Here is a 14463-nt window from a genome sequence, read left to right on the forward strand (position 1 = left end):
TGCGAAATGGCCTCCTGCCGTTGTCCATCAATCAGAGGTTGCCTTTTTGCGTTTGTATTCGATCAGAATCGTTTGTATATGCCGACCTTAAACTTTAAGTTCAAGTGCGAAAACTTGATTCAAATGTCCGCGAAGCTTGGCGATATGTTTTTCGATATCCGGATTCGTGATCACATCGTGAATGCTGAAACTTTCCAACGGCTCCATGCCGACGAAACGTTGAGTAGCGTGAATGTGCTCTAATGTCCCTTCCAAATCCAGCCCTTTGAAGAAGCCTTCCGGGTTGTTATATTCGCTCTCCGGAGCATTCCAAGTCGTGGAGATCATGTACTTCTTCCCTTTCAACAGGCCGCCATGCCCATACTTTTCGGCTCCTTGAAAAATTACTCCGTATTCATAAACTTCATCGAAATACTTTTTAAACAGCGTAGGTAAAGAGAACCAGTAAATTGGAGTTTGAAAAATAATCGTGTCGGCCCACTTGAATTTCTCTTGTTCTTCTTTAATATCGTAGCCGTCTTGAACAACCGTCGTTTTTATGTTGTATTTTTCCGACAAGTTGGAAACCATCTCGTCAAACAACGTTTTATTCAATCTTCCTTGCGAATAGGGGTAGAACTGATGACCGTTAATAATCAAGATATTATTCATGATTTTCTCCTTTAATCCCTTTGGATTTGTGAATGTGTTAAAATGAAGCATAATAAGTGATGGCTTTATCCTAACTCGATTCGGATCACCCAAGAAGAACTGTGTTTATATCATTATTTCCCCTAACGTCATTCGCGATTCTATATTACGCAATCCTGATACTGAGAGTATCAGCTTGAAAGGAGCGTTCTGCTATGAGCGACGATCAACGCCGTCAGGAACTCGGGCACTTTCTTCGTACGCGACGGCTTCGGCTTTCGCCGGAAGAAGCGGGCCTGCCGCACACCGAATTTACGAGAAGACGAACGAAAGGACTGAGGCGCGAAGAAGTTTCAGCGCTCGCCGGGATTTCGCTGCCGTGGTATACCTCTCTGGAGCAGGGACGGGACATCAACGTTTCCGACCAAGTGCTGGACAGTCTGGCCCGCGTTCTTCGCCTTGACCAAGACGAGCATCACCATCTCCATTTCCTTGCGAACCCTCGCCAAAACGCCTTCATTCCGAGGGAAGAGGAACCGGCGGTATCGTCTTCGCTGAACTATTTATTGGATCAGATGCCGCTCTGCCCCGCTTACATTACCGACGCGAAAATGAATGTACTGGCTTGGAATCGTCTGGCTCTCTCCGTGTTCGGCACTTTCGGCACGGCCGACAGCCGCGAACGCAACATGATCTGGCGCATATTCATGCTGTCGTCCTACAGAACGATGTTCATCGACTGGGAAGACTTGGCTGCATCTCTGCTCGGCCACTTCCGCGTGATGTACAGCCAGAATCTCGAAGATACTTGGTATCCGGAATTCATCGCGGAAATGACGGAGAGCAGCCCCGAGTTTGCAACGATGTGGGAGAACTACGAGGTTCGTTGCACGAGCAAGCACCCGCAAGCGATTACGCATCCGCTGGCGGGACTGCTGAACCTGTCGACGCTCGTCTTACCGGTTCAGAACGGAAGCGGGCAGTTCCTGCATGCTTATACGCCCGATCTGCAGGACGGCTCGGTTGAACGCCTGGCCCAACTCGCGGAGGAAACGACGGTTAAGCAATAAGCGGCAAAGTTGTATAAGCACCGGTCTATAGGAGGCCGGTGCTTTTTTCATTAATGGCTTAAGCCAGTTGAGTACGCGAAGCGTGCGAAACAGAAAGAGGCTGTCCCAAACCGGCCGACTGTATCCCACGAGCACCGCCAATTGTTGCCGCGAGCACGTGTATAAAAATTCTTAGTTCATGAGGGTACATGACCTGCATCCAAATTTATTTCTGGAGTGTGGATCTGGGATGGAGGCGATTTTAGAACGATGTGCTGGGCTAGATGTCCATCAAGAGACAGTAGTTGCTTGCGTTTTGTATGGTGAGTTAGACCGTAAACCTAAACAAGAAATACGTACTTTCTCAACGACAACGAAAGGATTATTGGCGCTTCATGACTGGTTAAGCGACTGGGAGTGTACACACATAGCTATGGAAAGTACTGGTGTGTATTGGAAGCCTGTCTGGAGCATACTGGAGGAGCAATTCACGCTTATTCTGGCGAATGCAAAACGAATCAAAAACGTACCTGGGCGGAAAACGGATGTTGCAGATGCAGCATGGATTGCACAGTTACTTCGTTCCGGACTCATCACTCCAAGCTTTGTACCTCCAGCCGATATTCGAAATATGAGGGATTTAACACGCTATCGGCGCAAGCTGCTTCGTGACGCGACCGCCGAGAAAAATCGGATCCATAAAATACTGCAGGATGCTAATTTGAAGCTTACCACTTACATTAGCGATATCTTTGGGACATCCGGGCGAGCTTTGTTGGAGTCAGTGATTAACGGAGAGGCTTTGGAAGCTCATGAAGTCAGAGAGAAGGTAAAGACTTCCCTCAAGCGAAAAGTTCCTGAGCTTCTCGAAGCTTTAGATGGACGAATGCGGAAACATCATCGAATGATGTTAGGCCTTCACCTGGATCACTTATCTTATGTTGAGAAGCAACTGGAGAAAGTAGAGTCTGAAATTGATCGGTTACTTCAGCCTCATTTGCCCGCAGTTGAACTCTTGATTACCATTCCCGGAATCCAGAAAGATGCGGCGGCGGTCATCTTGGCGGAACTCGGAAATGATATGTCTTGTTTTGGAGGCGATCCTCAGATAGCGGCTTGGGCCGGTTTAAGCCCTGGTAACAATGAAAGCGCAGGTAAGAAGGAAAGCTCGAGAATAGCTAAAGGAAACAAAAGTCTAAAGGCCGTCCTTTGCCAAGCAGCTTGGGCAGCGAGTAAATCCAAAGGTACAAGGCTAGCTTCTTTCTTTTACCGCATACAGAAACGACGAGGTCAGAAGAAAGCGACGATAGCGACAGCCCATCTAATCCTTAGAATCATCTATCGTATGCTCAAGGACAGGGTTCCCTATCAAGAAATCGGTTGGGACTATCTAGCCTCTTCAAAACCAACGGTGGATTACTGGATAAAAAAAATCGAGGCTATGGGATTCATGGTGAAGTTGGAATCCGCCGAAGCCTCTTTAACATAGCGCATTTTTTTTGAAATTCCCGTCTAAGTGAGGAGTGTCTTTTTGCGCTTTTTTGGGGCTTACATTTTCGTATAAAAAGTAACTTTGGAACATCTCTACCAACAAAATAAGATGATATTCATAAAAAACCAAGGAGCTAAGTGGTCTGTTTTCGCTCAGTTCTTTGGTTTTTGGCGTTTATGGCTGCTTTCTTAAGCAGATTGTGAGCAAGGGAAAGCCACCCGACTTCAAGGCTTACTTTTTCTAAGCCCCGAAGCAGGAATCTTCTAAAGCCACGGTTACTCTTGATATCGCCAAACACAGGTTCCGGCTCAATCATGCGCCTTACCGGAGCCGGAGGCGTCCGTGAGCATCTGCGCAGAAACATCTACATTAAGGCGCTGGAAATCCTGGTTTCGGGTGCTTGCCGTCTACTTCATGCTGGCCTTGCTAGCGCTGAGTGCTCGATTTACCGGCGTGGTTCTTCTGCCCCGCGAAGCTTTCTTTACTTCGCCTGTTGTCTCCATAGAGACCCTTCACCACGAAGGACCCGGCTGGCTGGCCAGGCTTGTCCGCCCCATCGCTAACGCCCAGTTACGGGTACATACCCGTTTTGCCTACCTGTCCGCCCCCTCTCTGCGGTAGACTCGCCTTGAGTTCAAACAAGGAAGGAGCCTATCCCATGAAAGACCAAACCAAAGCCGAAGCCTTAGCCGCTGAGCGGATGCAACTTCTCGCTCCTCTGCTTGCGGACGGTCTGGATCCGGCGAAAGCCCGGGAGATGAAGACGAAAATCTGTGAACAGACCGGACCCTCCGAGCGTACGCTGCCGGTATATGGAAGTTACCGTAGCGAAGGATTTACCGGGCTGAAGCCCAAAAGCAAAGGAAGACCGCCCTCGGACGAAGCGATACCGGCAGATTTCCTGGAACAGGCGATCCTCTTGCGCCGGGAGATCCCTGGCCGCAGCGTCGCACAGCTCATTCAAATTCTGGAATGGGAAGGTCGGATTGCCCCGGGCCAAGTCAAGTGAAGTACGCTTCAGGAACGGCTGACCGCTCGTGGCTACAGTTCGCGTCATTTACGAATGTACGCCGAATCGGGCGTGGCCGCCCGGTGCTTCCAGCAGCGCCACCGCAACCAGCTGTGGCAATTGGACCTGAAGTATGGCCCGTATCTGCCCCTTGGCGAAGGCGGAGCGATGAAGCAAGTGTTCCTGGTGGTGTTTATTGACGACGCCACGCGGTTTATTGTGCACGGTGAATTTGTACCCGTCATGGACCAGCGTCTGGTGGAATCCACCTTTCGTCAGGCGATCCAGAAGTATGGGGTTCCCGAGGCTGTTTATTTCGACAACGGGAAGCAGTACCGCAACCAAGGGATGACCCGGACCTGCTCCAAGCTGGGGACCCGGCTGCTCTACACCAAACCGTATTCACCCGAAGCGAAGGGGAAAGTGGAGCGATTTAACCAAGTTGTCGATTCGTTCTTGAGCGAAGTCGCCCTAGAGAAGCCCAAGACACTTCAGCGGCTCAATGAGCGATTTGAGGTGTGGCTCTCGGAGTGCTACCAGCACAAGCCTCATTCGGCGCTAGCGGACAAACGAAGTCCGGAAACTGCCTTTCGCAGTGACTCGAAAGCGCTGCGGTTCATGGACCCAGACACCTTGACCGACGCCTTCCTGCATAGCGAAAAACGTAAAGTCGACAAGTCCGGCTGCATTAGCTTTATGAACCGGAAATACGAAGTCGGCCTCGGCGTGATGGGCTGTACGGTCGAAGTCATTTATGACCCGGCGGACACCACCGAGCTGACGATTGAATACGAAGGTCGAGCCCCATGGCGGGTGCGCGAAATGGTCGTGGGGGAACGTGCGGGAACCCGGCCAGCGTTGCCGGAACACTTGGGCGCCTCTTTGACAGACCCCTCGAGACTGCTGGAGGCCGCAGAAACCCGGCACCAGCGCCGGAAGGAACGGGAAAGACAACGACGATCCGGCGGCTTGGCGAAGAGCTAGACGAGACAAAGTTTAAGCTTTTATACCTGTCGGATTCCAAACTGACGCCGCGCCACTTTTACAAAGGGCTGCTCGAACAGCTTGGATGTGAGTCGAAATTTTACCATGGGGATGCCAAACGGCAACTGCACCGGGAGATTGAGCTCATGCGGGGGATTCACCGGCTGCAGCCCGTGGTGGTGGTAGATGAAGCCCATTTATTGGACCGGAAGATGCTGGAGGAGCTGCGCTTTCTGCTGAACATGAAAATGGATTCCCAGAGCCCCATGGCCTTGATTCTGGTTGGACAAAGTGAGCTGTGGGACCGACTGGGGCTGCAAGCGTACGCGGCGATTCGCCAGCGAATCGACATGCAGTGTTATCTTCCCCATCTGGACCGCGCAGAAATGGGAGCCTATATGAAAAGGCATCTGAGCGCTGCGGGTGCCGCGCACGAGTTGTTTACGGAGGCGGCGATAGATGAAATCTACCGTTATTCCAGCGGAGCCGCCCGGCTGGTGAACAAGCTATGCACGCACGCCTTAATCTACGGCGCACAGAACAAGCACCGGATTGTGGACATATGGTCAAGCGTGTGATTCAGGGAGAATTGTCATGATTCTCCCTGTTTTACTCCCTTGCTGCGGACAGATTGACCGTCAATAGCAGGACAACTCATGCCGTCAACCTCTGGACATTATGGGCTAGCAGTAACAGGACGTGCCGAAAAAGACCCATAAAAAATATAATGGGTCTTTCATTTCGAAAACATTGTTTAACTTTAGTTTATTGTTAATACATATTAGGGCGTGTATGCAAACCTAGGCGAGCCACACCATAATCGAAGCCAGTGTCAAAAAAGCCTTATACGAGCAGGCTAGTTTATCATAGCGGGTCGCCAATCGGCGGTAATGCTTCACTTTATTGAAAAAACATTCGATGAGATGGCGTTCCTTGTAGTTTTCTTTGTCCCATTTGCGTTACTTTCGACGGTTTTTCTTACTGGGAATCACCGATACGGCAGCATGTTCCTCCAAGAGCTGATGAATTCGATCCGTATCATATGCGCGATCGGCCAAGACTTGTCTTTTCGTTAGCTCCATCTGGCTCAGCATCTCGTATCCGGTTACCGAGTCGTGGCATTGGCCACCAGTCAGCTCAAAGCGCAGGGGATTGCCCAAAGCATCCACAAGCGCATGAATTTTGGTCGTCAATCCGCCACGGGATCGCCCAATTGCTTGCTGAAGGCCCCCCTTTTGCTCCCGCTCCATGCTGATGGACACGGACAATCGTTGCATCAATCATGATACTTTCAAAGTCGGGTTCAATGGAGACATGCTCAAGTATTTGATCCCAAAGGCCAGCGATCTGCCAGCGTCGAAACCAGCTATAAACAGTAGACCAGGAACCATAGTATTCCGGTAGATCCCGCCACGGCGCCCCTGTTCGTGCGATCCAAAGCATCGCGTTTAGCATCTTTCGATGGTCTTTCGGGGGTCTCCCTCCTTGGGGTTTTCGTTCTGGCGGCAGCAGGTCTTTGATTTGTTCCCATTGGTCATCGCGTATTTCGTATCGTCTCTTCATACCTACTACTTACCCATTTTATGGATTTATAGTTTGCATACACGCCCTAGTTATTTGACAAATTCTCACCATTTGATTTAATGACCTTTTTATACCATTCAAATGATTTCTTCTTAATCCTATTTAAAGTACCATTGCCTTCATTGTCACGATCAACGTAGATGAAACCATAGCGTTTTTTCATTTCACCCGTCCCACCAGAAATAATATCGATAGGTCCCCACATCGTGTAACCAATTAAATTAACTCCTTGGTTTAAAGCTCTATTCATAGATTGAATATGGTCTATCAGATATTCTATTCGATAATCGTCAACAATTTCACCATCCTCATTGAAATTATCCACTGCTCCCAGGCCATTTTCAACGATCATTAGTGGTAATTGATAGCGATCATATAAATCATAGAGGGTATAGGCTAATCCTTCAGGATCAACTTGCCAACCCCATTCGCTTGCTTTAAGATAAGGATTTTTGGCGCCTCCCAAAAGATTCCCCAAAGTCATTTCAACGCCACTATCGCCACTAACGCAAAATGACATATAGTAACTAAATGTATACATATCAACGGTTCCTGCTTTTAAGATTTCCTCATCTTCTGGTCCAAACTCGATTTGAATTCCATTCTTATCGAAATAATCCAAAGCATAAAATGGATAAAAGCCTTTAGCTTGTACGTCTCCGCAGAATTTATTAAACATCAGATCTTTTTCTTTTGTTAACAAAATATCTTCTGGCTTACATGTTAATGGATACATAGTAAAATGAGCAATCATATTCCCGATTAAAAAATTAGGATTAATGGAATGTCCAAGGACAACTGTTTTAGCACTTGCAACAAACATATTGTGTAGCGCCTGAAAACGTACTTGTGGATTATCCGGATTATTTGGACTATCAAAAACTTCACCATCTTGTTCAGGTTTAATACCTAAAACAAGGTTCCCTGTTGGAAGCACACCAACGTTAATTTCATTAAAAGTTAGCCAATACTTCACTAAATCCTTATAACGATTCATTACAGTTTCAGCATAACGGACAAATAAATCAATCGTCTTACGATTATGAAATCCGTTATATTTATTCATAATAGCCATAGGTATATCAAAATGACTTAAAGTAACCAGGGGTTCAATGTCATATTTACGCAGCTCTTTAAATACATTCTCATAAAATTTCAGTCCAGCCTCATTAGGCTCGGTGTCATCTCCGTTAGGAAAAATGCGACTCCACGCGATGGATAAACGGAAAATTTTAAAACCCATTTCTGCAAACATCGCTATATCTTCTTTATATCGATGATAAAAATCAATGGCTGTATGAGCAGGGTAGTAGGTATCCTCTTTCAGGGATAACGTAAACATCCGAGGTTTATTGATGCTGCCGGCTGTCATCATATCTGAGATCGACAAGCCTTTTCCATCCTCAAATGCTGCCCCTTCTGCTTGGTTGGCTGCTATTGCACCGCCCCACAAAAAATCTTTCGGAAAATTGTTATTCATATTCAGCTACTCTCCTTTAAAATAAGTTTAGGATTGTTTCTCCGGTAGTTACCTTTTTTCTTTCCGAGGCTAATATTTCCAAATAATTATCCGTATTTGTAATAATAATTGGAGTAATAACATCGAATCCTGCCGATTTTATAGCCTCTATATCAAATTGTAGTAACAAATCACCTTTCTTAACTACATCTCCAGCTTTAACATGAACCAAAAAGTGTTCTCCCTTTAATTTGACTGTATTTATTCCAATATGAATCATCACTTCAACACCATCATTTGAGACCAAGCCTATGGCATGTTTCGTCTTGTAAATAGTTTGGATCTTCCCATCAATAGGTGAAACCAAATTTCCGCTTTCAGGAATAATGGCCACTCCTTTGCCCATTAGTTCTTTAGAGAATGCTTCATCAGGAACTTCAGATAAAGGAACAATTTCTCCATCTAAAGGACTAGAAACCGTAGTTTTAGAAGATTTTGAAGGAATAACTTTCTCATTTTTTTTAGAAGAATTCTTTTCTTCATTAGGGATATCATCAAACCCAATAATCCAAACCATAACAAAAGCTACGACAAACGCAATCGCTGCTGTAATGAGAGCATAGATAAAATTATTTCCTGATCCAGCAAAAATCGCTAATGAAGCAACCCCTGCAGAAGCTATTGCATAAGCTTTAAGACCTACTAGACCTGCAAATACTCCGGCCGCTCCACCACCTATCATGGCTGCAATCATTGGTTTTTTCAATCTAATCGTTACTCCATACATTGCAGGTTCTGTTATTCCTAGCACTGCTGTAATTCCTGCTGAAAATGAAAGTTGTTTCAACTCTTTATTTTTTGATTTTAGAGCAACTGCTAATGTAGCACCACCTTGGGCAACATTTGCGGCAAGACCTGCTGGCATGATTAATGTTTCATATCCCTTAGTGGAAAGAGAAGTTATCATGAGTGGGAAAAATCCATAATGCATTCCCGTCATGATTATTAATGGAGAAATTGCTCCCAGAATCCCCATTGTCAACCAAGGTGCTTTTCCTTCTAAAAAATTCACCATTGTAACTAGATAATCACCTAAAAATGTTCCAATAGGACCAATAATAATTAAAGCAATTGGTGCTGCAATTAAAAGCACAATCACGGGTTTTAAGAAGAATTTAATTAAGTTGGGTATAAATTTATCTGCTAATTTCTCAATATAAGACATTAACCACACGGTAAGTATGATAGGGACAACTGAAGATGAATATGACACCAAAGTAACTGGTAAGCCCATAAAATGAACAGGTGATCCGGCAGTAACTAACTCAGCTAGCTTAGGATGTAATAATACTGCTCCGATAGTCACTGCTAAAAATGGATTGCTGTTAAATTTAATAGCAGAAGTATAGGCTAAAAAGATAGGTAAAAAATAGAACGCCGCATCTGAAATCAGATTTAAAATGTAATAGTTTTGTCCCTCGACAGATAACCACCCCAAATTCACAAAAAGCACAAGAAAAGCCTTAATTAAACCTGCACCAGTAATAGCAGGAAGAATAGGGGTAAAGATACCCGCCAATATATCCATGATTTTCACAAACACATTGCGTTTTGCGTTATTTTCAGAAGGTTTTCCGTCATTAAAGCTTCCGAGAGCAACAATCTTTTCATATACTCTATTAACGTCATTTCCGATAATAACCTGAAATTGTCCTCCTTGATTCGTTATTCCCATAACACCTTTAATTTGTTCCAGGGATTGCTTATTAACTTTTGAATCGTCTGCAAGATTAAACCTTAATCGTGTAGCACAATGAGTGACATGTTCAATATTTTTTTCGCCACCAATATTTTTCAAAATTTCACTTGCTATACTTTCATAATTCACTTTTCGTCACCTCTCATCTTTTTAGCGTGATTCGACGAATATGGATGGTTAAATATGCCATTTCGTCATTCGTTAATCGAATTTGATATTTCTTTAGGAAATATTCAAATACTTTTAATGCGCAGAGGTATTCTTCTTTATACTTATCTTTTAGAATAAGCAGGAAGTCTTCGTCCCCATCATTTAGTTCAATGCCTGAAAAGACACGTTGAACAAAAAATTTAAGATGGGTAATAAATCGTTCATAATGTAATGAATTTTCATCTAAATCAATTGAAAAATGATAAGTTATTAGATTTAATATGTTTCTTATAATCTCTAAGCTTTCCTTAATTTTTCCTGTTTCAACAGAATCTAACGAAGCGCTTACAAGGTGTACAGCAATAAATGCACCTTCATCTTCTGGTAAAGTAACCCCTGTTACTTCTTTAATTATTTGTAAAGCCTCAACACCAATTGCATATTCCGCACTATAAAATCGCTTAATTTCCCACATTAATGCATTGCGAATGATTAATCCTTTATTTTGTCGTTCAATTGCAAAATTAATATGGTCGATCAAACCCAAATAAGTATTATCTGGGAATTCTCTGTTAAGAACATCCTTAGCTTGCTCAACAATTTTATTTGCAACCTGAATACATTCAAAGGATATATTAGCTAATGCTTGTTCAATCTGGTTAAGTGGGCGTTCCGGCAAATTTACATAAATTTTCTCGATTTTTTCGTTCTCAACATCATCCCCTATTTGCTTTTTAAATCCTAATCCACAACCGACTAATAAAACCTCTTGTTGATTTTCATTTTTTGAACGAACAATATTATTATTAATGATTTTTTCAATTATCATGACGAATCCTCCCTTCTTTAGGTACGCAAAAAAAGGCTATACCTCTGCGCGCACGAAATAACCACGTCGCATGATCGGTATAGCCTGCTTTACCAGTAACAATCTTCTTCATACACTCCGATAATAACAAACAATTTAATGTATTTCAATAGAAATATCTACCGCATGTTGTTCTTCTGTTTATAATGTCACCCTATAACTGTTCTGAGATAATATCACTATGGGACAGGAGACATTAACATTGACAAGAGCAGAATTAAAGAAGGTAGTTGTGGTGGAAAAAGTCCTTGGGGGACATATGACGAACAAGGAAAGAGCAGCAGCCCTAGGGCTGACTGAACGGCAGATGATTAGATTAAAGAAGAAGTATATTGCTGAGGGAGGAGCGCAAGGGTTGGTTCATAAGAACCGGGGAAGGAAACCGATTCATGCTTTAGACAATGAACTAAAGACGTCGTACCTGAAGAGGTGAATGCCGTGAGGCATTTGATGAAATTGGGTGGTACCACGTGAGCACAACTCTCGTCCCTTTGGGATGTTCCGCCCGCGGGCGCGAACCCGGGAACAATTACTGCAAGGTGGTCACAAACTCCCCGGTCAACGACTCCCGTACATCCGCATGCGCGTCTTGAAACAAGTTGAAGCCGCGCGGCCGTTCGGTAGCCCCGAGCGGAATCAGGTGCAACTTCGGATACAACTTTTTCGGGATATAACTCAGCAACGTTTCAATTGCCCCGCCGTGCGGGTCGAGAAACGTAATACCGGGCGCTTGGTCCGGCTTCCGCTCCAGATCTTCAACCATACGGGTCATGATCGAGAGCAGCGTAGACGTTTTCCCGGAACCGGTCGTGCCGGCGAGAAACGCATGCTTGAGCATTTGACCCAGCGGCATACGAAGGTCCCGTTCCTGGCCCGGCACGTTGCTTTTCCCGATGTAGAGGCCGTGGTCGAGTCCAGTCGGAGCCGGTACAATTTTTGCATGCATCTTCTCCATATGCGCGGCGGCCGGATCGCCAAAAGCAGGAATGCGCAGCCAGTAGCCCAGTTCCTCCGAAGCGAGCAATAACTGCTTGGATGGCGTTCCCGGTGCTAATACCTGCTTTCTGCCTTTTACCGGCCGCAGGACGATGCCATTACCGCTTCGCATCGATTGCAGCATATCGTTCATCGTTTGCAGCCTTGCTTTGGCCGAAGAGGAACGAATCAGCACGCGAAATCCGGTCCACAGCCCGATTTCATCCTCATCCTGTTTGCTTTGCAGCGTCCGCATCACGTTTTGCTGGTAGGCGGTCAATTCCCGCGGCCGTGATTTGGCCTTTTGGTTCGTGTTCATCTCCCGCCAAATGGACTGTATGGACACCGGCTCATTGGCCGGGGAACGCAGCCAGTTCTCGGCTCTGCGGACACGGTGCTGAAGGAGCCGCTTGGACGCTGGCGCAAATGCCAGCTCCAGCCACACCTCCTCGCCTTCCGCCAGTTCGCCTGCACCCATCGCGGCGATCATTTCGTTCAGCGGATCTTTGCCGGTCGGATGGATACTTGCAACGGATAGAGCGCCCTTATACGCCGGACGGCCTTCGGCAACGATCACGTTTTTGCCCGAACCAGCGGTAAACACGGGGGTCTCGACCGGAAGCAAATACATTCCGGACACCTGGGTGTGGAACCCGGTACGAAATCCCATCCAGCGAATGTCGGGGACAGAAACGTAGATCCGTACCCGTCCAGCAAGTCCTGCACACTGGATCAGGAAACGAAAATAGAGTTGTCCATACCGAAGACGCTGGAATCGGGGAAGCCCAAGTCCGCTGATATGCCGGGCAAATCGCGTTGCATTGGCAAAGTCCATAGGCGTGGCATCAAGGGAGGATTGAATTTCGAACCATAGCGTTCGCTTGTGCTGACCTTGGCCGGGCTCGCACCAGCTTGGAAATAAAAAAGAGAGCATCGCTGCTCCCCTCCCCTCGATCTTCCGCTCCTCAATTGTCGAGATATTGGATGGATCCATCACTCCTTTCCCTTCAGGAACGACCGGTAATCTCGATCAGCCCTGAAAATGAAAAAGACAGGCCGTCCGGGATGCCCGGGAGCCTGTCCACACCTTTTTGACACTATCAGATTAACAGGATTAAGTGACCTTCAATTGACCTTTGATTTTTGGTAGCTTTAGTCCTCTACTCGAGTCGAATTATGATATTGACTCACTTATCCGACTCAAATAAACCATCTTAATTCTTTTCGAAAGAAAGGAACCCCTTCCGTGTTTTCATAATCATAAACCATTAAATAGAGTTTACTAACTTGATTTGCTAACTGAATTATTAGCTGGTCTTTATCTATTTCTTCCATTTTCAAACCACTAACATCGAGATATGCAGGATATACAGCCGTGGACAAAGATGAACTCTTGATCAAATAAGTAAAAAACTCATTTTCTATAACTTCCCCTTCATCACCTTCTATTTCAAAACACCCTAGCTGGCGATAATCATTCTGAAATTTTCTACCTAGAATAAAGTGGCCAATTTCATTGTTAACCTGTTTTTCTTTAATCATGCTTTCAAAAACCTTATAAGCGATATCTTTGGCGTTATTAACCTGAAGATTGCATGGTTCCCCGTATCTGGTCTTTGTTACAGTAACAGAATCAAAAATCATGCTAAACATTAAAGCTTCATCATCCACTTTATTAGTGATAAAGAAGGAGTAATCTTCTATATTGGAGCTTCCTAGTTCTCTTTGATAAAAATAATGCCTAGCCAGAATCCCTTGAATATTGATCATGTTGATCAGGATTTCTCTTATTTGCTCTTCATCAGTCGTTGAAATAACAGGCAGTTTACGAACAACGAGCTGGTTTGGAGAAAAAAAGGAAGTGTGGTTTTCTTTCATTTCGTTAAAACTTATCTTTTTCATATCCTCACCATTTTCTTTAAAAATGGAAATAGGTGAACTAACTACTTAGTAGTTAATTCACCCAAGTCCTCCCTAATTAATTAGCATTAGCAGTTTCAAAAATAATAGATAGAGGTGCGGGCGATAGAGGGTCTGTCTCTAAAAAGGAGACCTTTAAATCACTGGCCCTTACTCGAACCTTTTCAACATCTGAAGGTATAACAAAATCGTCACCAACTTTTGCTGTACGTAGTCTTGTTGCCGTAAAAGTTGAATTTACATCTTTATCGAGGTATGTGGCAGGTGAAAGTACAGAAGTATTTGTAACAGTAAAATTCCCTTTTAATCACGTTGCAGGACAACTCCATCTTCCTGAAATTGGGCAGGAAGCATTTCTTGTAATGGTGCTGTTGTTATCTTTATTTACCAGCCACTTGCTCTTCATAAACTGTACCGGCAACTTGAGTGGTTTCACCCATACCATATGCGCTTGTCGCAATAGATACTACGAGCATAATACAAAACAAAGCAGACGAGAATATCTTCTTCATTTAGATTCGAAACCCTCCCATTTTTTGAAGGCTGGCCAGCGATCAATTATTATTTTGTAGCAATTCCATTAT

Annotated in this window: 10 protein-coding genes and 4 pseudogenes; 5 read left to right on the plus strand and 9 right to left on the minus strand. The window is 45.0% G+C overall.

The window, feature by feature from the left end; translation table 11 throughout:
* Positions 1-87 precede the first annotated feature (87 nt).
* Positions 88-651, minus strand: coding sequence for an NAD(P)H-dependent oxidoreductase (locus EHV15_RS32685; RefSeq protein WP_128634937.1), 564 nt, complete (start codon positions 649-651; stop codon positions 88-90).
* A gap of 194 nt (positions 652-845) precedes the next feature.
* On the opposite strand from EHV15_RS32685, the gene EHV15_RS32690 reads away from it, so the two are divergent.
* On the plus strand, positions 846-1700 hold the full coding sequence (locus tag EHV15_RS32690; protein WP_128634938.1) for a helix-turn-helix transcriptional regulator: 855 nt from the start codon (positions 846-848) through the stop codon (positions 1698-1700).
* A gap of 229 nt (positions 1701-1929) precedes the next feature.
* The gene (locus EHV15_RS32695; protein WP_128634939.1) at positions 1930-3168 is read left to right on the plus strand and encodes an IS110 family RNA-guided transposase; all 1239 of its coding nucleotides are present in this window, start codon (positions 1930-1932) and stop codon (positions 3166-3168) included.
* Positions 3169-3304: 136 nt separating this feature from the next.
* Here EHV15_RS32695 and EHV15_RS32700 read toward each other — a convergent pair.
* Positions 3305-3475: pseudogene (locus tag EHV15_RS32700) on the minus strand (transposase); the annotation flags it as partial.
* A gap of 354 nt (positions 3476-3829) precedes the next feature.
* Here EHV15_RS32700 and EHV15_RS32710 point away from each other — a divergent pair.
* A pseudogene (locus EHV15_RS32710) lies at positions 3830-5164 on the plus strand (DDE-type integrase/transposase/recombinase).
* Positions 5140-5742, plus strand: coding sequence for an ExeA family protein (locus EHV15_RS36765; protein ID WP_246062024.1), 603 nt, complete (start codon positions 5140-5142; stop codon positions 5740-5742). Before EHV15_RS32710 ends, EHV15_RS36765 begins: the two are co-directional and overlap by 25 nt.
* 222 nt (positions 5743-5964) lie before the next feature.
* Here the strand turns inward: EHV15_RS36765 and EHV15_RS32720 are convergent.
* The 4 genes and pseudogenes from EHV15_RS32720 to licT form a co-directional block, all read right to left on the minus strand.
* Positions 5965-6727: pseudogene (locus tag EHV15_RS32720) on the minus strand (IS5 family transposase).
* Between the two features lie 46 nt (positions 6728-6773).
* The gene (locus EHV15_RS32725) at positions 6774-8228 is read right to left on the minus strand and encodes a glycoside hydrolase family 1 protein (protein ID WP_128634943.1); all 1455 of its coding nucleotides are present in this window, start codon (positions 8226-8228) and stop codon (positions 6774-6776) included.
* Between the two features lie 16 nt (positions 8229-8244).
* Positions 8245-10095, minus strand: coding sequence for a beta-glucoside-specific PTS transporter subunit IIABC (locus tag EHV15_RS32730; RefSeq protein ID WP_128634944.1), 1851 nt, complete (start codon positions 10093-10095; stop codon positions 8245-8247).
* A gap of 13 nt (positions 10096-10108) precedes the next feature.
* Positions 10109-10945 (minus strand): BglG family transcription antiterminator LicT, encoded by an 837-nt coding sequence (licT, locus tag EHV15_RS32735; RefSeq protein ID WP_128634945.1) that lies wholly within the window; start codon positions 10943-10945, stop codon positions 10109-10111.
* A 241-nt stretch (positions 10946-11186) separates the two neighbouring features.
* Here licT and EHV15_RS32740 point away from each other — a divergent pair.
* Positions 11187-11396: pseudogene (locus EHV15_RS32740) on the plus strand (helix-turn-helix domain-containing protein); the annotation flags it as partial.
* Between the two features lie 117 nt (positions 11397-11513).
* On the opposite strand, the gene EHV15_RS32745 reads toward EHV15_RS32740, so the two are convergent.
* The 3 genes from EHV15_RS32745 to EHV15_RS37970 form a co-directional block, all read right to left on the minus strand.
* Positions 11514-12953, minus strand: coding sequence for a P-loop NTPase family protein (locus EHV15_RS32745; protein WP_246061862.1), 1440 nt, complete (start codon positions 12951-12953; stop codon positions 11514-11516).
* 206 nt (positions 12954-13159) lie between these two features.
* The gene (locus tag EHV15_RS32750; protein WP_128634946.1) at positions 13160-13861 is read right to left on the minus strand and encodes a hypothetical protein; all 702 of its coding nucleotides are present in this window, start codon (positions 13859-13861) and stop codon (positions 13160-13162) included.
* A 398-nt stretch (positions 13862-14259) separates the two neighbouring features.
* On the minus strand, positions 14260-14391 hold the full coding sequence (locus EHV15_RS37970; RefSeq protein WP_281281703.1) for a hypothetical protein: 132 nt from the start codon (positions 14389-14391) through the stop codon (positions 14260-14262).
* Positions 14392-14463: the final 72 nt, after the last annotated feature.

Source organism: Paenibacillus oralis (assembly GCF_003863965.1).
GTDB classification, from domain to species: Bacteria; Bacillota; Bacilli; order Paenibacillales; family Paenibacillaceae; genus Fontibacillus; species Fontibacillus oralis.

Coding starts and splice junctions, on each gene's coding strand:
- EHV15_RS32685 (WP_128634937.1), bottom strand. CDS start 651: ATGAATAATATCTTGATTATTAACGGTCATCAGTTCTACCCCTATTCG.
- EHV15_RS32690 (WP_128634938.1), top strand. CDS start 846: ATGAGCGACGATCAACGCCGTCAGGAACTCGGGCACTTTCTTCGTACG.
- EHV15_RS32695 (WP_128634939.1), top strand. CDS start 1,930: ATGGAGGCGATTTTAGAACGATGTGCTGGGCTAGATGTCCATCAAGAG.
- EHV15_RS32725 (WP_128634943.1), bottom strand. CDS start 8,228: ATGAATAACAATTTTCCGAAAGATTTTTTGTGGGGCGGTGCAATAGCA.
- licT (WP_128634945.1), bottom strand. CDS start 10,945: ATGATAATTGAAAAAATCATTAATAATAATATTGTTCGTTCAAAAAAT.
- EHV15_RS32745 (WP_246061862.1), bottom strand. CDS start 12,953: ATGGATCCATCCAATATCTCGACAATTGAGGAGCGGAAGATCGAGGGG.
- EHV15_RS32750 (WP_128634946.1), bottom strand. CDS start 13,861: ATGAAAAAGATAAGTTTTAACGAAATGAAAGAAAACCACACTTCCTTT.
- EHV15_RS37970 (WP_281281703.1), bottom strand. CDS start 14,391: ATGAAGAAGATATTCTCGTCTGCTTTGTTTTGTATTATGCTCGTAGTA.